Raw genomic sequence first — 19,840 nt, forward strand, 5'->3', positions numbered from 1 at the left:
TCAGATCACTCCGTTCGCCTTGAGCAGCGCCAGTTCGTCTTCGCTGAGGCCGAGTTCGCCCGCGTACACCTCTTCGTTGTGCTGGCCGAGCAGCGGGGAAGAGGTGATCTCCACCGGGGAGTCGGAGAGCTTCATGGGAGAGCCGACGGTGGTGAACGTGCCGCGCTCGGGGTGCTCGACCTGCACGATCATGCCGTTGGCGGCCAGCGACTCGTCCTCGATGATCTCCTTGGTGGAGAGGATCGGGCCGCACGGGATGTTGTGGGCGTTGAGCGCGCCCAGCACCTCCCACTTGGGCAGGGTCGAGGACCACTCCTCGATGAGCTGGAACATCTTGTCCAGCTTGGGCAGCCTCGCCTCCGGGGTGTTCCAGTCCGGGTCGTCGGCCAGTTCGGGCCGGCCGATGAGCTTCGCCAGCGGCTCCCAGCCGACCGGCTGCACGATCACGTAGACGTAGTCGTTGGGTCCGCCGGGTGCGCACTTGACGGCCCAGCCGGGCTGGCCGCCGCCGGAGGCGTTGCCGGAGCGCGGCACCTCTTCGCCGAAGTTCTCGTTGGGGTACTCGTTCAACGGGCCGTGTGCCAGCCGCTGGTGGTCGCGCAGCTTCACGCGGCACAGGTTCAGCACCGAGTGCTGCATGGCCACCGTCACGCGCTGCCCGCGCCCGGTCCGCTCGCGCTGGAGGAGCGCCGCGAGGATGCCGGTCACCAGGTGCACGCCGGTGCCCGAGTCGCCGATCTGCGCGCCGGTGGCCGTGGGCGGGCCGTCCTCGAAGCCGGTCGTGGACATGGAGCCGCCCATCGCCTGGGCGACGACCTCGTACGCCTTGTACGTGGTGTACGGGCCCTCGCCGAAGCCCTTGATGGAGGCGAAGACCAGGCGCGGGTTGATCTGCTTGATGCGGTCCCAGGTGAACCCCATCCGGTCGACGGCGCCCGGGCCGAAGTTCTCCACCATCACGTCGCTGCGCCGGATCAGCTCGGTGAGCAGTTCCTTGCCGCGTTCGGTCTTGGTGTTGAGGGTGATGCTGCGCTTGTTGCAGTTCAGCATCGTGAAGTAGAGGGAGTCGACGTCCGGGATGTCCCTCAGCTGACGGCGGGTGATGTCACCGCTCGTCGCTTCCACCTTGATCACGTCGGCGCCGAACCAGGCCAGCAGCTGCGTGGCGGAGAGGCCCGACTGCACGTGCGTCATGTCGAGGACACGTATGCCGTCGAGTGCCTTGGTCGTCACTGTGGTCACCTCACTTGTCCGTGGTTGGTTCGCGGTTCCGGGACACAGGCGCTCGGGTCGCACCGGATGTGGGGAGTGGCGGCCTGCGTGACCGGAGGGAACAGCGCTACGAACCTCCTCGCCGTGGCCACCCGGCGGGCGGGCGGACTGGCCGTACGACCTCGGAGCTCACCTTAAGAACGAATACTGTATGCAATGCGCGGGTGTCCAGGCCCCGTGCGGGAAGTTTTCGGAGTGACGCGACATCACCTCCGTGACGTCGACGAGGGGTTCACCGCCGCCGCGCAACGGAATACTGTATGCAATCAGCGTTTCGTGTGGCCCGAGGACCACCGCCCGGACCGCGCGCCGACACTCACCGCACACCACTCCGCCACGACTCCAGGGGGCGCCCCATGTCGTACCGCACCGCTCTCGCCCACGTCATGAGCAGCGTCATCGGGCCCTGCGCCGAGCAGGCCGGCAGACGGGCGAGGTTCCCCCGGGCCGCGGTGAGCGCGCTCGGACACGCGGGACTGCTCGGGCTCACCGTCTCCGCCGAGGCCGGCGGCGGGGGCCGGGGTCTTACCGAGGCCGCCGAGGTGGTGCGCGAGGTCTCCCGTGCCTGCCCGGCCACCGGGGCCGTGCTCCGGTCCCACTACGCGGCCGTCGCCGTCCTCGACCCCTACGGCAGCCCCTGGCTCCGCCGGCGGATCGCCGCCGGGGAGCACCTGAGCACCCTCGCGCTGACCGACGCCGGTGAGGGCGCGGCGGGGGCACCGGCTCCCGGGACGCGTTCGACCGCGGCCCGCACCGGAGAGGTGGTGGCGCTCAGCGCGCGGAAGCGCGACGTGGTCGGCGCGGGCGAGGCGGACAGCTACCTCTGGTCGTCGCGGCCCGTCGACGGGCACGAGGGCATGACGCTCTGGCTCGTACCGGCCGACGCCGCGGGCCTGTTCGTGCCGGCCCGGCCGGACGGCGAGGGCCCGCGCGGCAGCGCGACCTCCACCGTCTGCGCCGACCCGGTCCTGGTTCCGGCGGGCGCGATGCTCGGGCCGAACGGCGGCGGGCTCGACATCGTGCTGGGCTCGGTCCTGCCGTGGCTGGCCGCGACGCCGGTGGCGGGCCGGGCCGAGGACCTGGCAGGTGCCGTCCGCGGCCGGGGCGGCGCGGCCGTACCGGCGGCCGGGGACAGGCTGCCGGCGCTGTGACCGCCGAGCCGGAAACCGGGAGGAAGGCCAGGCGGAAAACCGGGAGGCCACGCACGGTAGACCGTATACAGTCGACGTGTATACGCTGCCGAAGAGCAGGCGCGACGCCAACGCACGGACGGTGCGCCTGCGTTGGCCGGCCACCCCTGCGCCTCCGCACGGGGAAAGTCGAGGGATTCGTGTGCGCGAAACCGGACGTGGGCAACGGCGGCGGGACTCTCGCGCTCGACGGTGAGGTGGAGCGATCATGACGGCAAGCGTGAGCGACGTGTCGACGGAGGCCACGGTCAGCGCCATCGTGGCCGCCCATCACGGCCGGCGCGGACCACTGCTGGCGATACTGCACGCCGTTCAGGAAGAACTCGGCCACATACCGGAAGAGGCCATCGGCCGGCTCGCCGGGGAACTCAACCTCTCCCGCGCCGACGTGCACGGCGTGGTCTCCTTCTACCACGACTTCCGCCGCGAGCCGGCCGGCCGTACGACGGTACGCATCTGCCGCGCCGAGGCCTGCCAGGCCGTCGGCGCCGACGCGCTCGTGGCCCGCGTCCGCGAACGGCTCGGCGTCGCACCGGGCGACACCACCGCGGACACCACGCCGGACGGCTCGGTCACCGTCGAGCAGGTCTTCTGCCTCGGCAACTGCGCCCTCGGCCCCGCCGTCCAGATCGACGGCCGGGTGCACGGCCGGATGACCGCGGACCGACTGCACACCCTCCTCGACGAGGCGGTCTCCTCATGACGGTTGCGCCCGGCTCCCCCGTGACGGTGTACGTGCCCCGCGACTCGGCGGCCAGGTCCGTCGGCGCCGACGCGGTCGCGGAGGCCGTGCGCCGGGCCGCCGCCGAACAGGGCCGAGAGGTCCACGTGGTACGCAACGGATCGCGCGGCATGCTCTGGCTGGAGCCGCTGGTCGAGGTGGTGACGCCGCACGGCCGGATCGGCTACGGACCGGTCGCCCCCTCGGACGTGCCGGGCCTCCTCGCCGCGGGCATGCTCGACGGCGCCGCGCACGGCCTCCGGCTCGGCGTCGTGGACGAACTGCCCTGGCTGGCCCGCCAGACGCGGGTCACCTTCGCCAGGGTCGGGGTCACCGACCCCCTCTCGCCCGAGGACTACCTGCGCCACGGTGGCCTCGAAGGACTGCGCAAGGCACTGCGGCTCCCGCCGGCCGACGTGGTCGCCGCGGTCACCGAGTCCGGCCTCCGCGGCCGGGGCGGTGCCGGATTCCCGGCCGGCATCAAGTGGCAGACCGTGCTGGACTGCGCCGACGAGCTGAAGTTCGTCTGCTGCAACGCCGACGAGGGCGACAGCGGCACCTTCGCCGACCGCATGGTCATGGAGGGCGACCCGTTCCTGCTCATCGAGGGCATGACGATCGCCGCACACGCGGTCGGCGCGCGCGAGGGCTACCTCTACATCCGCTCGGAGTATCCGGACGCCGTGGCCACGATGCGCGCGGCCATCGACATCGCGCGCGAGCAGAACTGGCTCGGCGACCGCATCCTCGGCTCCGACCTCTCCTTCGATCTGCACGTGCGGGTCGGCGCCGGCGCGTACATCTGCGGCGAGGAGACCGCCATGCTGGAGAGCCTGGAGGGCAAGCGCGGCATGGTCCGCTCGAAGCCGCCCATCCCGGCCCTGGAGGGCCTCTTCGGCAGGCCGACCGTGGTCAACAACGTCCTCACCCTCGCCACCGTGCCGGTGATCCTGGACCGCGGCGCCGCGGCGTACCGGGAACTCGGCGTGGAACGCTCGCGCGGCACCCAGGTCTTCCAGCTCGGCGGCAACGTCGCACGCGGCGGCATCGTGGAGACCGCGTTCGGCATCACCCTGCGCGAGCTGATCGAGGAGTACGGCGGCGGCACGCGCACCGGGCGCCCGGTCCGTACGGCGCAGGTCGGCGGGCCGCTGGGCGCCTATCTGCCCACCTCGATGTTCGACCTGCCCCTGGACTACGAGGCGTTCGCCGCGGCCGGCGCGATGCTCGGCCACGGCGGCATCGTGGTCTTCGACGACACCGTGGACATGGCGGCGCAGGCCCGGTTCGCGATGGAGTTCTGCGCCGCGGAGTCCTGCGGCAAGTGCACCCCGTGCCGGATCGGCTCGGTACGCGGCGTCGAGGTGATCGACCGGATCGTGGCCGGTGAGCGGCGCGACGACAACCTCGCCCTGCTCGAAGACCTCTGCGAGACGATGACCGACGGATCGCTGTGCGCCATGGGCGGCCTGACGCCGATGCCGGTACGCAGCGCGATGACGCATTTCTCCGACGACTTCCTCGCCCGCGGCACCCGCGGCGCGCCCCGGCCCGCGCGGACGGACGGTGCCAGGATGGAGGGCACGGCATGACCCTGCTCAAGGAACCCGACTTCGGCACCCCGGAACGCCCCGGGGAGGCAACGGTCTCGGTGGAGGTGGACGGCCTGGCCGTGACGGTGCCGCAGGGCACCTCGGTCCTGCGCGCGGCGGCGCTGGCCGGCGTCGAGGTACCCAAGCTGTGCGCCACCGACAGCCTCGAACCGTTCGGCTCCTGCCGGCTGTGCGTCGTGGAGATCGACGGCCGCAAGGGCACCCCCGGCCTCCTGCACCACACCGGTCGCCGAGGGCATGCGCGTACGCACCCAGACGCCCAAGGTTACGAAGCTCCGCCAGGGCGTCATGGAGCTGTACCTCTCCGACCATCCGCTGGACTGCCTCACCTGCCCGGCCAACGGCGACTGCGAGCTGCAGGACGTGGCGGGCGCCGTCGGGCTGCGCCAGGTCAGGTACGGGTACGAGGGCGCGAACCACCTCGCCGCCGAGAAGGACGTGAGCAACCCCTACTTCGACTTCGACCCGTCCAAGTGCATCGTCTGCTCGCGCTGCGTACGGGCCTGCGGCGAGGTGCAGGGCACCTTCGCGCTGACCATCGAGGGCCGCGGCTTCGACTCCAAGGTCTCGCCGGGCGCCGGGGAGCTGTTCCAGGACTCCGAGTGCGTGTCGTGCGGCGCGTGCGTGCAGGCGTGCCCGACCTCAACGCTCCAGGAACGGTCGGTCGTCGACCTCGGCATGCCGACCCGTTCGGTGGTCACCACCTGCGCGTACTGCGGTGTCGGCTGTTCCTTCAAGGCGGAGCTGCGCGGCGACGAGCTGGTCCGGATGGTGCCGTACAAGGACGGCGGGGCCAACGAGGGCCACTCCTGCGTGAAGGGCCGGTTCGCCTTCGGCTACGCCACCCACCCCGACCGTGTGCTCAGGCCCATGGTGCGCGAGAAGACCACCGACCCGTGGCGCGAGGTGGAATGGGACGAGGCCATCGCCACCGTCGCCACCAGGCTGCGGGACATCCAGCAGCGGTACGGCCCCGGCTCGATCGGCGCCATCAGCTCCTCGCGCTGCACCAACGAAGAGGTCTACGTCCTGCAGAAGATGGTGCGCGCCGCCTTCGGCAACAACAACGTCGACACCTGCGCACGGGTCTGCCACTCCCCCACCGGCTACGGGCTGAAGCAGACCTTCGGCGAATCCGCCGGCACCCAGGACTTCCGCTCGGTGGCCCAGGCCGACGTGATCATGGTGATCGGGGCCAACCCCACCGACGCACACCCCGTGTTCGCCTCCCGGATGAAGCGCCGGCTGCGCGAGGGCGCCGGCCTCATCGTCATCGACCCGCGCCGCATCGACCTGGTGCGCTCGCCGCACATCGAGGCCGCGCACCACCTCCAGCTCAAGCCCAGCACCAACGTCGCCGTCATCAACGCCCTGGCGCACGTGGTGGTCACCGAGGGGCTGGCCGACGAGTCCTTCGCCGCTGAACGGTGCGAGGGCTTCGAGGAGTGGGCGGAGTTCGTCTCCCGCCCGGAGAACAGCCCGGAGGCCACCGAGCCGGTCACCGGTGTGCCCGCCCGAGAGCTGCGGGCCGCGGCCCGGCTGTACGCGCAGGCACCCAACGGGGCCATCTACTACGGCCTCGGAGTCACCGAGCACAGCCAGGGCTCCACCATGGTCATGGGGATGGCGAACCTGGCGATGGCCTGCGGAAACGTCGGCCGCGAAGGCGTCGGGGTCAACCCGCTGCGCGGCCAGAACAACGTACAGGGCTCGTGCGACATGGGTTCCTTCCCGCACGAGTTCAGCGGGTACCGCCATGTCTCCGACGACGCGGTCCGCACCGTCTTCGAAAACCTGTGGGGCCGCGAGCTCCTCCCGGAACCGGGGCTGCGCATCCCCAACATGTTCGACGCCGCGATCGACGGCGACTTCCGGGGCCTGTTCGTCCAGGGCGAGGACATCGCCCAGTCCGACCCGAACCTGAACCACGTCACCGCGGCGCTCTCGTCGATGGAACTGGTGGTGGTGCAGGACCTGTTCCTCAACGAGACGGCGAAGTTCGCGCACGTCCTGCTGCCCGGCGCGTCCTTCCTGGAGAAGGACGGTACCTTCACCAACGCCGAACGCCGGGTCAACCGGGTGCGCGCGGTGATGCCGCCGAAGACCGGCAAGCACGAGTGGCAGATCATCTGCGAGATCGCCACCGCCATGGGCTACCCCATGGCGTACGACCACCCGAGCCGGATCATGGCGGAGATCGCGCAGGTCACACCGACCTTCCGGGGCGTCTCCTACGAGCTGCTGGACAAGCTCGGCAGCGTCCAGTGGCCGTGCAACGAGGAGGCCCCGGAGGGCACGCCGACGATGCACGTCGATGCCTTCGTGCGCGGCAAGGGCAGGTTTGTCGTCACCCACTACGTCCCCACGGACGAACGCACCACCGCGCGCTTCCCGCTGGTACTGACGACGGGGCGCATCCTCAGCCAGTACAACGTCGGCGCACAGACGCGGCGCACCGGCAACGTGGCGTGGCACGCCGAGGACGTCCTGGAGGTGCACCCGCACGACGCCGAGGTGCGCGGCATCGACGACGGCGACATGGTCAGGCTCGCCAGCCGCGTCGGTGAGACGACACTGCGTGCGCGCGTGTCCGACCGGATGCCGCCCGGTGTCGTGTACACCACCTTCCACCACCCGGTGACCGGTGCCAACGTGGTGACCACCGAGATCTCGGACTGGGCGACCAACTGCCCGGAGTACAAGGTGACCGCGGTACAGGTCGGGCTCGCCCCCGCCCGCGCGGAAGCCGCCACCGGGGCACACGAGGACCACCGCCCGGCGGTGAGGGACTGATGCGTACCACCGTGCCGCCCGAGAGCCGGATGGCGAACGACATCGCCAAGGCGTTCCGGCATCTGCCGCGGGAACAGGCCGCCGAAGCCGTCGCCGCGCACCTCCGCAGATTCTGGGACCCGCGGATGCGCAGCCGGCTGTCACGGTACGTCGCCGAGGGCGCGGCGGGCCTCGCGCCCGAAGTCGTCGCGGCCGTGCGGCTGTTGGGCCCGCCGGACGCGTCGGGCACCGGCTGACCCCCGCCGCGCTGGCCCGTCACCGCCCCACTCACGTCGCGGTAGCGGGCGGTTCGTTGGCGGTCGGCTCGGAGGCGGAGGGAAGCACCGGCTCGTACGCGAGGCCCAACTCCCGCAGGATGCGGACGAGATCGGCCGGCGCCGCCGTCAGGCGGACCGGGGTGCCCGCGTCGTCCAGGTCGGCGACGTGCCAGCTCCGCCGGACCGCCTCCTCGCCGCCCCGGGCGCGGCGTACGTGCACGACGGTGAGCCGCTCCGCCGGTATCCGCTTCGCCATGAACCGGCCGGGGCCGCCGTGCGGTACCACCGCGGGCGGCCCGTCACCGAGGACGACGTGGGTGCCGAAGCCGTGCGGGTTGTAGTCGGTGTGTTCCAGGAAGCGGGCGGCCAGGAACGTCTCTCCCCGGACGGGCGCCACCCGGTCCGGCCCCGGCTCCCCCGGCGTCCGGATGCGTGTGGCTCCCCACGCCCAGCCGAGCAGCCCCAGGCTGACCAGCGAACCCACTACCCACCACACGATCGTCGTGCGCGACGAGAACAGGATGGTGGGGTGGAGAAAGCACAACGGCAGCAGCCAGACGGCCGTGGCGGCCAGCACCCCGGCGAACGGCAGCGCGGACGGGAGTACGTCGTCAGGGGCCAGTCGGCGCCCACGCCGGCGCATCAGCAACAGTGCTGCCGGGTACGCCGCAGCGAGGGCCAGCCCGGCCGCGATGACGGCGACGTCCCCCGCAGGCGTCATGTGCTCGCGCCAGACGTGCCCCTCCCCGGCGACCACCCTGATCCGGCCCCGCCAGAGCGTCACCTCGACGCGGTCGCCGGCCGTGAAGCCCTGGGCGCCCTCGTAGGACACGTCGACTCGCCGCACCGGCCGCCCGTCGACGAAGTACAGCGAACTGGCCCCCTTGCCCCCTTCCGGCTCGGACCGTGCGATCACGGCCGGCACGGTGGTCAGGCACTCCCCGCGCGCCGCGGCAGGCGTGTCCGCTGCACAGGGCACGGCCGCCTGCCACGCCCGCTTCTGTGCGTCGGCACGTGGCACGTACCACGCGGCGAGGCCCGCGCCGGCGGCCAGCAGCACGCACAGGACGACTAGCCACCGCCGCCCGCGCGCGGCGGTGCGGTACGACACGACGGGCAGATGCTTCGTCTCCGGGGTGCCGTAACGCCGGTGCAGCGCGCGGAGAGCCGCCACCTCCGAGTCGAACGGCGGGTCGTCGTGCCGGGCGGTCTGCGGCAGGGGAAGGCGCAGGTGACGTCCGTTGCGCAGCGCCAGCTCAACGCGGCGCACGTCGCTGTGGCGCGCACGCTGCACTCGTACGCGTACGTCCGCGAGGTCGCCCCACGGCACGCTGCGGCGGCGCAGCAGCATCCGGGAGTGCACACCGTACGCGTCGGCGCGCACCCGAGCGGTGGCCCAGCACCCCAACAGCACGGCCACCAGACCCACCGTCGCGCCGAGCGTCCCCCACAGCACCCACCACTTGCCCCAACTCCCCGTGGGCAGCAGCACCGTCAGTACACCCCACACCCCCACCGCGGCCCCGGATCCGGCACACCACCGGCCGGCGCGATGCATGAGGGGCCGGCAGGTCATCTCAGACGCTTCGGTCACACAGCCGATCCTGACATCGCCCGAAACAGCTGTGCATGTACGGTGTACGGCAATCCTCGCCCCCGCACATTGCCGAACCATGGAAGAGCGGGCGTCCGGGCGGGTCGGCAAGACGGACCGCTACCCCATCCGGCCGATCAGGGGCGAGAACCACCCAATCAGATGTGAAACGCTGAATGCGCAGCCCAGCCGTGCATCAATACCCGTATGGCACCGTTCTCCCGGCGCGACGTCCTTCGCTCCGCGAGCGGCGTGGTGGCCGCCACGGCGTGCTCGACGGCGTGCGGGCACACCGCCGCCCCCTCCTCGTCCAAGCCGCCCGCCGCCACCGGTACGTCCCCGGCGCGGGCCACGCCGGCCGGCCGGCCCGGTGCGGCCCCGCGGCGTTTCCCGGGCATGCCGCCGCAGCTCGCGCACGGGCCGCGGGACGGGCACGCGGTGGCCCTCACCTTCCACGGGCAAGGGGATCCGAAGCTCGCCGGCGCGGTGTTGTCGGAGGCCGAGAGGGCGGGGGCCCGGGTCACCGTCCTGGCCGTCGGGACCTGGCTCGACGAGCACCCCGAGATGGCCCGCCGGGTCCTGGACGGCGGCCATGAGCTGGGCAATCACACCATGCGGCACCGTGCGGTCTGCTCGCTGCCGGCCGCCGACGCGTACGCCGAGATCACCGAGTGCGCGGCCCGGCTGCGCCGCCTCACCGGAAGCATCGGCAGCTGGTTCCGGCCCTCGCAGGCGCGTACCGCCACCGGCCTCGTCACCCGCTTGGCCCAGCGCGCCGGTTACCCGCACGTCCTCTCCTACGACGTGGACTCGCACGACTTCACGGACCCGGGACCGGACGCGGTACGCGAGGCCGTCCTCGACCGGGTACGGGCCGGTTCCGTGGTCAGCCTGCACTTCGGGCACAGCGGCACCCGCGCCGCGCTTCCCTCGATCCTCGACGGCCTGCACCGGCGTGGACTGCACGCGGTGCGGGCGACGGAGCTGATGACCTGATGCCAGCAGTGTTCCGTACCGCCTGCCAGAACGGCCCCCTGCCGCACCGCACAGCACAGCGGCGGACGGCGGGCCGGCGGCGCCTCGCGGCCGCCGCCGTGCTGGCCGGCGTGCTGCCCGCCGCGGGGTGCGGCGGGCCGGCCCCGCACCACGAGGGCGACGGGCACAGCCCCTCACCGGGCACCACCCAGGCCGCGGCCGCACGCGCCCTCCCCGGTATGCCGCCGGTGCTGAACCCGCGCGACCTGTACGCCGCCGACCGGCCGAACAAGCTCTCTCCGGTGGTGAAGGACTTCCCGTCGCTGGTGTACGTGCCCAACACCGAGTCGGACACGGTCAGTGTGATCGACCCCAAGACGTACAAGGTCACGCACACGATCCCCGTGGGGCGGCAGCCGCAGCACGTGGTGCCGTCCTGGGACCTCAAAACGCTGTGGGTCAACAACGACCTGGGGAACACCCTGACCGCCATCGACCCGGCCACCGGGAAGAAGGGCCGCACGGTCGACACGCACGACCCGTACAACCTCTACTTCACTCCCAACGGCAAGTACGCCGTGGTCATGGCCTCCAAGGACCGTCAGCTGGTCTTCCGCGACCCGAAGACGATGAAGGTGCGCAAGACCCTCGCCGCCGACTGCGCCGGGGTCAACCACGCGGACTTCTCGGCGGACGGCCGGTACTTCATCGTCTCGTGCGAGTTCTCCGGTGACCTCCTCAAGGTCGACACGGAACGGATGCGGATCCTCGCCAAGCAGCGGCTGCCCCGTGACGGCGCGATGCCGCAGGACGTGAAGATCTCCCCGGACGGCCGCACCTGGTACGTGGCGGACATGGCGTCCGACGGTGTGTGGGTACTGAACGGCGACCGGTTCACCACTCCCAGGCTCCTGCACACCGGCAAGGGGACCCACGGCCTGTACGTGAGCCGGGACTCCCGGACGATGTACATCACCAACCGCGAGGAGGGCTCCATCTCCCTGCTGGACTTCCGCACCGGCCGGCTCGTCGGCAAGTGGCACATCCGCGGCGGCGGCAGCCCCGACATGGGCGGCATCTCGGCCGACGGCAAGGTGCTGTGGCTCTCGGGACGTTACGACGCCGAGGTGTACGCCATCGACACACGGAACGGACGGACACTGGCCAAGATCCCCGTCGGCCGCGGCCCCCACGGCCTCGCCGTCTACCCGCAACCGGGCCGCTATTCCCTCGGCCATACCGGCATCTTCAGGTAACACTTCGCCGTATCCGGCTCACGCGGGGTGCCCTCTCAGGACCGCAACGTCTCCGACGGCGACTCCCCGAAGCGCTGGCGGTAGGCGACCGAGAAGCGGCCCGGGTGGAAGAAGCCCCAGCGGGAGGCGACGGTGGTGACGGTCGTGGCGCCGGGGTGGGAGGCCAGGAGTTCCTTGCGTACGCGGTCCAGGCGGACCTCGCGCAGGTAGGCGAGCGGTGTGGTGTCGAGGTGCCGGCGGAAGCCGTCCTGGAGGGCCCGTACGCCGACGCCGACGTACTCCGCGATCTCGGCGACCGTGAGCGGCTCGGCGGCGTGCCCCTCGATGACCTCCATGGCGCGGCGGACCGTGGGCGGTGCGACGCGCGGCTGCTCGCCGAGCAGTGCCGGCGTGTAGTTGCTGGGCTGGGCCATCAGCAGCTGGGTCATGAGCAGCGACTCGAACTGCTTCATCACGAGCGGCCGGTCGGTCATGCCGCCGGGCCCCTCCGCCTCCCGGCGCATGAGGTCCACGACGTTGAGCCAGGAGCGGGAGTCCGGTGTGGTGAGGTTCATGCCGAGCGAGAAGAGGATCGGCCGGCGCACCGTGCGGCCGAGCAGGCTGCCCAGGTGCGATTCGAGGGATGCCCGGTCGAACCACACGATCAGCTGCGGGTTGCCGCCGCCCCAGCGCATGTCCAGTTTTCCGGTCGGCGAGGGGACGGAAGCGAGTTCGGGGGTGGAAATGATCTCTTCGCGGCCGCAGGTGATTTCCGCGTGCCCGGCGAGCGGGATCTGGACGAGGAAGAAGCTCTCCAGATCGCCCGGTGTGATCCGGACTTCCGTTCCGTAATCGAGGTAATACAGGCCCGTCCGCTCAAAGGGGGCACCGTGCAGCCGGGCGTCGAGCGTCGCGGCGCGCTGTGTGATGCGCAGCTCGTGCGGGCAGAACGCGCGGCCGACCTCGGCTCGCGCCTCCCAAATGTCCGCTGTATGGAACTGCTGGTGGTTTGCCAGGGGGAGTTCGTCAGCGGACACGTGAACCTCCACCGTTGAGACGCGCGATCGGGACAGCAACCCGCGTGATCCGGATAGCGAAGGTGATCTTGCCATACCAAGGTTGACCCCCGACCGCCGCGGACCCGAGAAGAAACCAGGGAATCATCGATGCAGGGAGTGCCGGGCCGGACTGCGCTCGTCATGGGCGGAGCCGCGCCCAGCGGACAGCCCGTCACCCGCGTGCTGCGCGCGCTCCGCGCGTCCGGCGCGGTGAGAGCCGCAACGGCCGTGTCCCCGCACGTCGCGGCGCCCCTGCCCTGGCCGTCCCCGCTCCCCGCGTCGGCCGGGCCCCACTAGCCCGCCGGGTGCCCCGCGACCCATCCCCCGGTCCTCTGGGTCACCCGGCTTCCCGCGGCTGCCCGCCGGTCCCCCCTCCGGCGGGCAGCCGCATTCCCGCGCCCCCCGTCCCCCGCCCTCGGAGGCCCCCCTCATGCGCAAGATCACCATCGTCGGAGCAGGCCAGGCAGGACTGCAGCTCGGCATCGGCCTGCTCGACCGCGGTTACGACGTCACGCTCGTGTCCAACCGCACCGGCGACCAGATCCGCGCGGGCCGGGTCATGTCCAGCCAGGCCATGTTCGGCACCGCGCTGGCCCACGAGCGCAGCCTCGGCCTCGACTTCTGGGGCGACGCCTGCCCGCCCATCGCCGGGCTCGGCGTGAACATCTCCGACGGCCAGGGCGGCCGGGCGCTCTCCTTCGCCGCCCGCCTGGACGCCACCGCGCGCTCGGTCGACCAGCGCGTCAAAATGCCGCTCTGGATGGGCGAGTTCGCGCGCCGCGGCGGGCGGCTGGACATCCGCGAGGCCGGCATCGAGGACCTGGAGCGCTACGCCGCCGAGTCCGACCTGGTGATCGTCGCCGCCGGCAAGGGCGAGATCGCCGGGCTGTTCGAGCGCGACGCCGAGCGTTCCCCGTACGCCGCTCCGCAGCGCGCGCTGGCCCTGGCGTACGTCACCGGCATGGCGCCGCTGCCCGACCGCCCCGGCGTCAGCTTCAATGTCATCCCCGGTGCGGGCGAGTACTTCACCATGCCCAGCCTCACCACCAGCGGCCCCTGCGACATCATGTTCTTCGAGGGCATCCCGGGCGGCCCGCTCGACTGCTTCGACGGGCTCACCCCCGACCAGCAGCTGGCGGCGTTCCAGGAGCTGCTGCGGACGTACGTCCCGTGGGAGGCCGAGCGCTGCACCGACGTCGCGCTCACCGACCAGAACGGCACCCTCACCGGCCGCTTCGCGCCGACCGTGCGCAAGCCCGTCGCCACGCTGCCCTCCGGCGCGCAGGTGCTCGGCCTCGCCGACGTCGTCGTCCTCAACGACCCGGTCACCGGCCAGGGGTCCAACAACGCCTCGAAGTGCGCGGCGTCCTACCTCGCCACCATCCTGGACCACGGCGAGCGCCCGTACGACGCCGCGTTCATGGAGCTGGCCTTCGGCCGCTTCTGGGACAACGCGCGGTCCGCCACCGCCTGGACCAACGCGATGCTGGGCGCCCCGCCGCAGCACGTCCTGGAGCTCTTCGGCGCGGCGAGCGCCAACCCCCGTGTCGCCGCGCGTTTCGTCAACGGCTTCGACGACCCGCGCGACTTCTTCCACTGGTTCATGGACCCGGCGGCCGCCAAGGACTACCTGGCCGAGGCCGGCGTCTGAGCGCCCCGCCGGCCCGATTGCGCTGACGATGCGTCAGCCGCGGTACGTACGTCACGAGAGCAGGACAGCAGGACCATGAGAAGGATCGCGGTGATCGGCGCCGGGCAGGCGGGAGCCCAACTCGCCCTGGGACTCCAGAAGCACGGCTACGACGTCACCCTGGTCACCGACCGCGGCCCCGACGAGATACGCCGGGGCCCGGTCATGTCCAGCCAGTGCATGTTCGACACCGCGCTGCAGAGCGAGCGCGAGCTCGGCCTGCACCACTGGGCGGACCGGGCCCCGGACATCACCGGCATCGCGCTCTCCCTCATCGGTCCGCACGGCACTCCGGAAGTCTCCTGGCGCGCACCGCTGGAGGGGCCGGCGCACTCCGTCGACCAGCGGGTCAAGTGTGCCGCCTGGATCGAGCAGTTCGCGGACGGCGGCCGCGGCGAGATCGTGCTGCACGAGGCGGGCGTCAACGACCTGGAGTGGTACGCCCGTACGCACGATCTCGTCGTGGTCTCCACCGGCAAGGGCGAGCTGAGCCGGCTCTTCCCGCGCAACGCCGAACTCTCCCCGTACGACCGGCCGCGCCGCGCGCTGGCCCTGACGTACGTCACGGGAACGGCACCGCGGGAGGGCGGGGCCGCTGCCCGTGAGGGCACTTCCCGTGAGACCACTTCCCGTGCGGCCGCTGCCCGTGAGGGCGCCGTCCACTACCGCATGGTCCCCGGCGTCGGTGAGTACTTCTCCTTTCCGGCCCTCACCACCACCGGCCCCTGCGACATCATGGTCTTCGAGGGCGTCCCCGGCGGCCCGATGGACTGCTGGGACGACGTCGTCACGCCCGAGGCCCATCTCGCCCGCTCCCTGGACATCCTCCACCGGTTCTTCCCCGACGAGTACGAGCGCTGCCGGAACGCCCAACTCACGGACGCGGGCGGGGTGTTGCGCGGACGCATCACCCCGACCGTCCGGCACCCCGTCGCCCGCCTCGCCTCCGGCCGGCACGTGCTCGGCATGGCCGACGCCGTCGTCCTCAACGACCCCATCACCGGCCAGGGGTCCAACAACGCCGCCCAGGCCGCGGCCCACTACCTCGACAGCATCCTCCGGCACGGCGCAGCCGAATTCACCCCGCAGTGGATGCAGCGCACCTTCGACAGCTTCTGGCGTGGCTGGGCCCAGTGGGCCGTCGGCTGGACCAACTCACTCCTGGCGGGTCTGAGCCCCCACCAACGCGACGTCGTGACGGCGGCGGCCGAGATTCCCTCGGTCGCGGGCGCACTCGCCGCCGGGTTCGACGACCCGCGCACCCTCTACCGCTGGTGGTTCGAGGAGGCCGAGGCGCACCGCTTCCTCACCGAGAAGCGCGCCCAGCACGCCGCCCGCTTCGACGGCCGCGAACTGCGCCGCGCGCTGGGCCAGTACGCCACCGGTGTGACCGTGGTGACGGCCCGCGCGCCCGACGGCCGCAACGTCGGCATGACGGCGAACTCCTTCACCTCCGTCTCCCTGGACCCACCGCTGGTCCTGTGGTGTCCCGGCAAGAACGCGCCCAGCCTGCCGGACTTCACCGACGCCTCGCACTTCGCCGTCCACGTACTGGCCGCCGATCAGCACCACCTCTCCCGCCAGTTCGCCACCCCGGCCGACGACAAGTTCCGCGGCACCCCCACCACTCCCGGCATCGCCGGCACGCCCCTCCTGGAGGGCGCGGTCGCCCGCTTCCAGTGCCGTACCGTCCAGCGCCTCGACGCCGGCGACCACATCATCTTCCTCGGCGAGGTCGAACAGTACGAGGCCGACGGCGGCGCCCCGCTGGTGTTCCACTCGGGGTACTACCACGTGGCGACGAAGCATCCGGATCTGTGAACGGTTCCTGAGGCGGGCAAGCCCCTCAGGGCCGCTTCGAGGGAAGTGGTCGCAGCCCGGGCCAGCGGATGAGCATGGTGTCGCGCATGGCCGTGGCGAGGTGCCCCAGATGTTCGAGCCCACTGCCGTCCGTGGTCATCCGGCCGACGGCCCCCAGCCGGTGCACGAGCCGCTGCCGGGCCGTCGCGGTGCCCCACCGCCAGTCCTTGTCGGGGACCCTGGCCAGGTGGTCGGTGGTCCCCCGGTGGGCCCGCTGCACCAGTGCATCGCCCCGCAGCAGCCAGCCCACGCACGCGTCGGCGAGATCGCCCTCGGCATCGGTGCCGGTCGCCCGGCGCCAGGCCGTGCGGTAGGCGGCCTCCGCCGCGCCCAGCAACGGCTGCGGCGGGGCCGTGACGCACCAGCACGTCGGGAAGCCGATGCGCAGGTAGGCCAGTTCGACGAGGCCGTTGCCGAGCGCGGCCTGTTCGAAGTCGATGAACCTGACTCCGTTGCCGGTGTGCAGGTCGTTACCGGGGCACGGATCGCCGTGCAGCAGAGCGCGCCCGGACGGCCGGGACAAGCGGTCCATCAGCCCGTCCAGCTCGGCCCGCACCGCGGAGGACACCGTGCGGCCGAGCGCCTGCGCGAGCCCGAGGAAGGAGCCGACGTCGTCCCGGGTGGGAGCGGACCAGGCGGGGAGCAGGCCCACGTCCTCCGTACCGGTTGCCGCGTCGTCCGTACCGGCGGCTGCGTCCTCCGTACCGGTGGCGGCGTCGTCCGTGCTGGTCGTGGCGTGCAGCCGGGCCAGCGCCTCGGCGTAGCCGACCACCCAGTCCTCGGCCGGCGGCCCGGCGGCCACGTACTCCAGGACCAGGACCCGTTCGGCGGGGTCGGTACCCAGCAGCCTCGGTACGACGGGAGGGTCGGCCCGGGACGCGAGCCGCAACGCGGCCACCTCGCGGGCGTACCTGTCGGCGGCCTCCGGTCCCTCGATGAGCTGCTTGACCACCACCGGCGCGCCGGACAGCTCGGCCCGCCACACGCGCGACCGCGGACTGCTCTCCAGCCTGCGCGCCCGGCCCGGCGACCCCAGCTCGGCCCGCAGCCTCTCCCCCAACGGCAATCGTGACCCCATGGCCCCACCCTCCCACGTACGCCATCACCTGCTCATCAGTGTTTCCTGGCGGAGTGGAGCTGGACGTCGCCGCCGACGACGGTGGCGAGGACGGGGGTTGCGGGCCTGGCCCTCGGGGGCGAGGCGGGCCGTCACGGGGAGGTCAGCGTGCACGGGGTCCTGCCTTCGGTGCGGGTGTCGAGGGGGCGGAGGGTGCCCAGGGCCCGGGCAAGACCCCAGTAGACGAGGGCCGCGCTGCCCATGCCGGCCGGAATGGCCAGGTCGACGCCGGCCGTCGCGGTGGCGAGCGGGCCCGTCCAGAAGGTGGTGTGCGCCCACAGCAGCGCGGCGGCACCGCCGATGAGCAGCGCCAGGATGCCCGGCCAGTGGACGCCGCCGCGGTACCAGAACGGGCCGCCGCGTTCCTGCCTGAGCAGTTCCTCGCCGTGGTACCGGTTGCGGCGCAGGGCCAGGTCCGTGACGGCCACCGCCATGGCCGGGCCGGTGATCACGACGACCAGCTGGAGCATCATGTTGACGCTGGTGAGGAAGTCGAAGACGAGGATGGCGTAGAGCGTCATCGCCGTGCCGAGGGCGCCGATCACCAGGACCGCCGGGATGCGGGCGAGCCGTACGCCCACCGACTGGATGGAGAGGCCGGCGCTGTACGCCGTCATCCCGTTGTTCGCGACCGCGTTGAGGACGACGGCGATCACGAAGACCGGTACGAACCAGCCGGGCAGGACCGACTCCAGCGCCGCCTGCGGGTCGGACATGTCGAGGCCGGTCGCGGCCAGTGCCCCCACCGAGGTGAAGACGACGCTCGGCAGGTACGCACCGAACGCCGTCCACCCGGCGACGGCGGTGAGTGAGCTGCTGCGCGGCAGGTAGCGGGCCAGGTCCGGGCTGTTGCTGTACGAGAGCGCGGTCGAGCCGATGATCGTGAAGCCACTGCCGAGCGCGGCGGCGAGGGCGGCACCGTGCAGCGATCCGGCCGGCGCGTGCGTCCAGCCCGCCGAGGCGAGCACGTACCCGGTCACCACGATGAAGACGAGGGTGAGCAGGATGCTCAGCGCGGTGTAGAGGCGGACGATCGTCGCGTAACCGTAGATCGCGACGAGCAGGGTGACGGCCGCGATCACGCAGACGACCAGCGCGTCCAGCAGCGAGGAGTCCGGCAGCCCCCACTGCCTGGCCAGGCCGATGCCGGCGACCGAGGCGGCCAGCCAGTTCAGGGCCAGATAGGCGGAGGCGAGCAGCCAGCCGGTCACGATCAGGACGAGCTTGTTGCCGACCACGCCGTAGAACGCCCGGGAGATCACCGAGCCGCTCGTCCCGGCCGCGGGGCCGCTCGCCGCCACGACGCCGGTACAGATCCAGACGAGGTTCCCGGCCAGGATCACGCCGATCGCCTGGGCCAGGGAGAGCCCCATGAGGACCAGCGAGGCGCCGATGGCGAAGCTCAGATAGCTGACGTTCGGCGCTGCCCAGACGGCAAAGAGCTGGCGGGGTCGCCCGGAGCGCTCCTCGTCGGTGACGAGATCGATGCCCCGGGTCTCTGGCTGACCTGCACGTTCTGTCTGCTGCGTGGTCATCGCGGCCTTTCGGACGAAGGCGACCCCACCTTATTGGGTGGCTGCCCAGTTAGCTGTTGGGCGCCAATCCAATAGAGTTCCCCGCATGGCGTCAAGACCTCGGCACGATGAACGGCGGGAAGACCGGCCGGACGGAGGGCGGAACGAACGGCAGGAGGGGCTGCCGGACGGTCGGCAGAACGGGCGGCAGAACTGGCGGCCGGACGGGCGGCAGGACGCAGGGCAGGACGTGAGGGCGAACGGACGGCAGGCCGAGCGGAACGCCCGGCCGAAGCAGACCCGGAAGCCGCCGCACGAGCGCCGCGCGGAGATCGTCCGGACCGCCGCCCGCGTCGCCCTGGCGGAGGGCCTCGAACTGATCACACTGCGCCGCGTCGCGGACGAGCTGGGAGTGCGCCCCTCCCTGATCGGCCACTACTTCCCGGCGGCCGACGATCTGGTCGCCGAGGCGTTCACGTACGCCGCGGCGGCGGAGCGGGACTCCCTGCTGCCCCAGGAGGAGCGGCACCTGCCACCGGTCGACCGGCTCGCGCTCTTCCTGGTACGGCTCACCGGCGGCGACTGCACCGACCTCAGCCGGCTGTGGCTCAACGCCCGTCACCTCAGCCGGTTCAAGGAGCCGCTGCGCCGGGCGGTCGGCGCGCAGGAGACGGCGACCCGCGGCGCACTGGTCGCACTGATCGAGGAGGGCCGCCTCGCGGCCGACGGCAACGTGCTCAGAGCCGCGCTGCACATCCTCATCGCCATCGACGGCATGGCCGCGTACAGCAACACGGACGCCGAGGGCACCGACCCCCTCCCGGCCGACCTCGACCTCGCGGACCTGGTGATCGAGACGACCGAGTACCAACTGGGCCTGGCGCCCGGCACCGTACGTGAGCGGGCGCGGGCCAACGGGGTGGGGTGACCAGCGCACTCGCGTTTCCGTGA

General features: G+C 72.0%; 15 protein-coding genes and 1 pseudogene. 11 read left to right on the forward strand and 5 right to left on the reverse strand.

Features of this window, described 5'->3' with window-relative positions; genetic code table 11:
• A complete protein-coding gene (gene frc, locus C3486_RS21000; protein ID WP_103834291.1) occupies window positions 1–1,233 on the reverse strand; it encodes a formyl-CoA transferase in 1,233 nt (410 codons plus the stop codon).
• 395 nt (window positions 1,234–1,628) lie between these two features.
• Between frc and C3486_RS21005 the strand changes: the two genes are divergently transcribed.
• The 6 genes and pseudogenes from C3486_RS21005 to C3486_RS21025 all read left to right on the forward strand — a co-directional run bounded on the left by C3486_RS21005 (window position 1,629) and on the right by C3486_RS21025 (window position 7,825).
• Window positions 1,629–2,423, forward strand: a complete 795-nt coding sequence (locus C3486_RS21005; RefSeq protein ID WP_103834292.1) for an acyl-CoA dehydrogenase family protein — start codon at window positions 1,629–1,631, stop codon at window positions 2,421–2,423.
• Between the two features lie 247 nt (window positions 2,424–2,670).
• Complete coding sequence (locus C3486_RS21010; protein ID WP_103834293.1) at window positions 2,671–3,165, forward strand: formate dehydrogenase subunit gamma; 495 nt, start codon at window positions 2,671–2,673, stop codon at window positions 3,163–3,165.
• Entirely contained in the window at window positions 3,162–4,775 is a 1,614-nt protein-coding gene (locus C3486_RS21015) for an NADH-quinone oxidoreductase subunit NuoF (RefSeq protein ID WP_103834294.1), read from the forward strand. Before C3486_RS21010 ends, C3486_RS21015 begins: the two co-directional genes overlap by 4 nt.
• Window positions 4,772–4,939, forward strand: a pseudogene (locus tag C3486_RS38100) (2Fe-2S iron-sulfur cluster-binding protein); the annotation flags it as partial. The gene C3486_RS21015 and the pseudogene C3486_RS38100, both read left to right, overlap by 4 nt.
• Window positions 4,940–5,033: 94 nt before the next feature.
• A complete protein-coding gene (gene fdhF, locus C3486_RS21020) occupies window positions 5,034–7,589 on the forward strand; it encodes a formate dehydrogenase subunit alpha (RefSeq protein WP_258052902.1) in 2,556 nt (851 codons plus the stop codon).
• Window positions 7,589–7,825 (forward strand): formate dehydrogenase subunit delta, encoded by a 237-nt coding sequence (locus C3486_RS21025; protein WP_258052903.1) that lies wholly within the window; start codon window positions 7,589–7,591, stop codon window positions 7,823–7,825. The genes fdhF and C3486_RS21025 overlap by 1 nt, the downstream gene beginning before the upstream one ends.
• A gap of 31 nt (window positions 7,826–7,856) precedes the next feature.
• Here C3486_RS21025 and C3486_RS21030 read toward each other — a convergent pair whose 3' ends face one another.
• A complete protein-coding gene (locus C3486_RS21030) occupies window positions 7,857–9,422 on the reverse strand; it encodes a PH domain-containing protein (RefSeq protein ID WP_374936904.1) in 1,566 nt (521 codons plus the stop codon).
• A gap of 225 nt (window positions 9,423–9,647) precedes the next feature.
• Here C3486_RS21030 and C3486_RS21035 point away from each other — a divergent pair, with 225 nt between their 5' ends.
• Entirely contained in the window at window positions 9,648–10,436 is a 789-nt protein-coding gene (locus C3486_RS21035; RefSeq protein ID WP_103834295.1) for a polysaccharide deacetylase family protein, read from the forward strand.
• Window positions 10,436–11,671 (forward strand): hypothetical protein, encoded by a 1,236-nt coding sequence (locus C3486_RS21040; RefSeq protein WP_103834296.1) that lies wholly within the window; start codon window positions 10,436–10,438, stop codon window positions 11,669–11,671. The genes C3486_RS21035 and C3486_RS21040 overlap by 1 nt, the downstream gene beginning before the upstream one ends.
• 35 nt (window positions 11,672–11,706) lie before the next feature.
• Here C3486_RS21040 and C3486_RS21045 read toward each other — a convergent pair whose 3' ends face one another.
• Entirely contained in the window at window positions 11,707–12,687 is a 981-nt protein-coding gene (locus C3486_RS21045) for an AraC family transcriptional regulator (RefSeq protein WP_103834297.1), read from the reverse strand.
• A 451-nt stretch (window positions 12,688–13,138) separates the two neighbouring features.
• Here C3486_RS21045 and C3486_RS21050 point away from each other — a divergent pair, with 451 nt between their 5' ends.
• Window positions 13,139–14,359 carry a styrene monooxygenase/indole monooxygenase family protein gene (locus tag C3486_RS21050; RefSeq protein WP_103834298.1) on the forward strand — a complete coding sequence of 407 codons (1,221 nt, stop codon included), beginning with the start codon at window positions 13,139–13,141 and terminating at the stop codon, window positions 14,357–14,359.
• A 75-nt stretch (window positions 14,360–14,434) separates the two neighbouring features.
• The gene (locus C3486_RS21055) at window positions 14,435–16,219 is read left to right on the forward strand and encodes a flavin reductase (protein ID WP_103834299.1); all 1,785 of its coding nucleotides are present in this window, start codon (window positions 14,435–14,437) and stop codon (window positions 16,217–16,219) included.
• A gap of 25 nt (window positions 16,220–16,244) precedes the next feature.
• Here the strand turns inward: C3486_RS21055 and C3486_RS21060 are convergent, their stop codons facing one another.
• Together C3486_RS21060 and C3486_RS21065 are read right to left on the reverse strand one after the other, a co-directional pair.
• On the reverse strand, window positions 16,245–17,336 hold the full coding sequence (locus tag C3486_RS21060; protein ID WP_103834300.1) for a phosphotransferase family protein: 1,092 nt from the start codon (window positions 17,334–17,336) through the stop codon (window positions 16,245–16,247).
• A gap of 131 nt (window positions 17,337–17,467) precedes the next feature.
• Window positions 17,468–18,910: a cytosine permease gene (locus C3486_RS21065; protein ID WP_103834301.1), complete on the reverse strand. Its 1,443-nt coding sequence runs from the start codon at window positions 18,908–18,910 to the stop codon at window positions 17,468–17,470.
• A 229-nt stretch (window positions 18,911–19,139) separates the two neighbouring features.
• On the opposite strand from C3486_RS21065, the gene C3486_RS21070 reads away from it, so the two are divergent.
• Window positions 19,140–19,817, forward strand: coding sequence for a TetR family transcriptional regulator (locus C3486_RS21070; protein WP_103834302.1), 678 nt, complete (start codon window positions 19,140–19,142; stop codon window positions 19,815–19,817).
• Window positions 19,818–19,840: the final 23 nt, after the last annotated feature.

This window comes from Streptomyces sp. Ru73, from assembly GCF_002920575.1.
Taxonomy (GTDB): Bacteria; Actinomycetota; Actinomycetes; order Streptomycetales; family Streptomycetaceae; genus Streptomyces.

Excerpts from the sequence above, each read along its gene's own strand:
- C3486_RS21005 (WP_103834292.1), top strand. The coding sequence starts at position 1,629 with ATGTCGTACCGCACCGCTCTCGCCCACGTCATGAGCAGCGTCATCGGG.
- C3486_RS21010 (WP_103834293.1), top strand. The coding sequence starts at position 2,671 with ATGACGGCAAGCGTGAGCGACGTGTCGACGGAGGCCACGGTCAGCGCC.
- C3486_RS21015 (WP_103834294.1), top strand. The coding sequence starts at position 3,162 with ATGACGGTTGCGCCCGGCTCCCCCGTGACGGTGTACGTGCCCCGCGAC.
- fdhF (WP_258052902.1), top strand. The coding sequence starts at position 5,034 with ATGCGCGTACGCACCCAGACGCCCAAGGTTACGAAGCTCCGCCAGGGC.
- C3486_RS21025 (WP_258052903.1), top strand. The coding sequence starts at position 7,589 with ATGCGTACCACCGTGCCGCCCGAGAGCCGGATGGCGAACGACATCGCC.
- C3486_RS21030 (WP_374936904.1), bottom strand. The coding sequence starts at position 9,422 with ATGACCTGCCGGCCCCTCATGCATCGCGCCGGCCGGTGGTGTGCCGGA.
- C3486_RS21035 (WP_103834295.1), top strand. The coding sequence starts at position 9,648 with ATGGCACCGTTCTCCCGGCGCGACGTCCTTCGCTCCGCGAGCGGCGTG.
- C3486_RS21040 (WP_103834296.1), top strand. The coding sequence starts at position 10,436 with ATGCCAGCAGTGTTCCGTACCGCCTGCCAGAACGGCCCCCTGCCGCAC.
- C3486_RS21050 (WP_103834298.1), top strand. The coding sequence starts at position 13,139 with ATGCGCAAGATCACCATCGTCGGAGCAGGCCAGGCAGGACTGCAGCTC.
- C3486_RS21055 (WP_103834299.1), top strand. The coding sequence starts at position 14,435 with ATGAGAAGGATCGCGGTGATCGGCGCCGGGCAGGCGGGAGCCCAACTC.
- C3486_RS21060 (WP_103834300.1), bottom strand. The coding sequence starts at position 17,336 with ATGGGGTCACGATTGCCGTTGGGGGAGAGGCTGCGGGCCGAGCTGGGG.
- C3486_RS21065 (WP_103834301.1), bottom strand. The coding sequence starts at position 18,910 with ATGACCACGCAGCAGACAGAACGTGCAGGTCAGCCAGAGACCCGGGGC.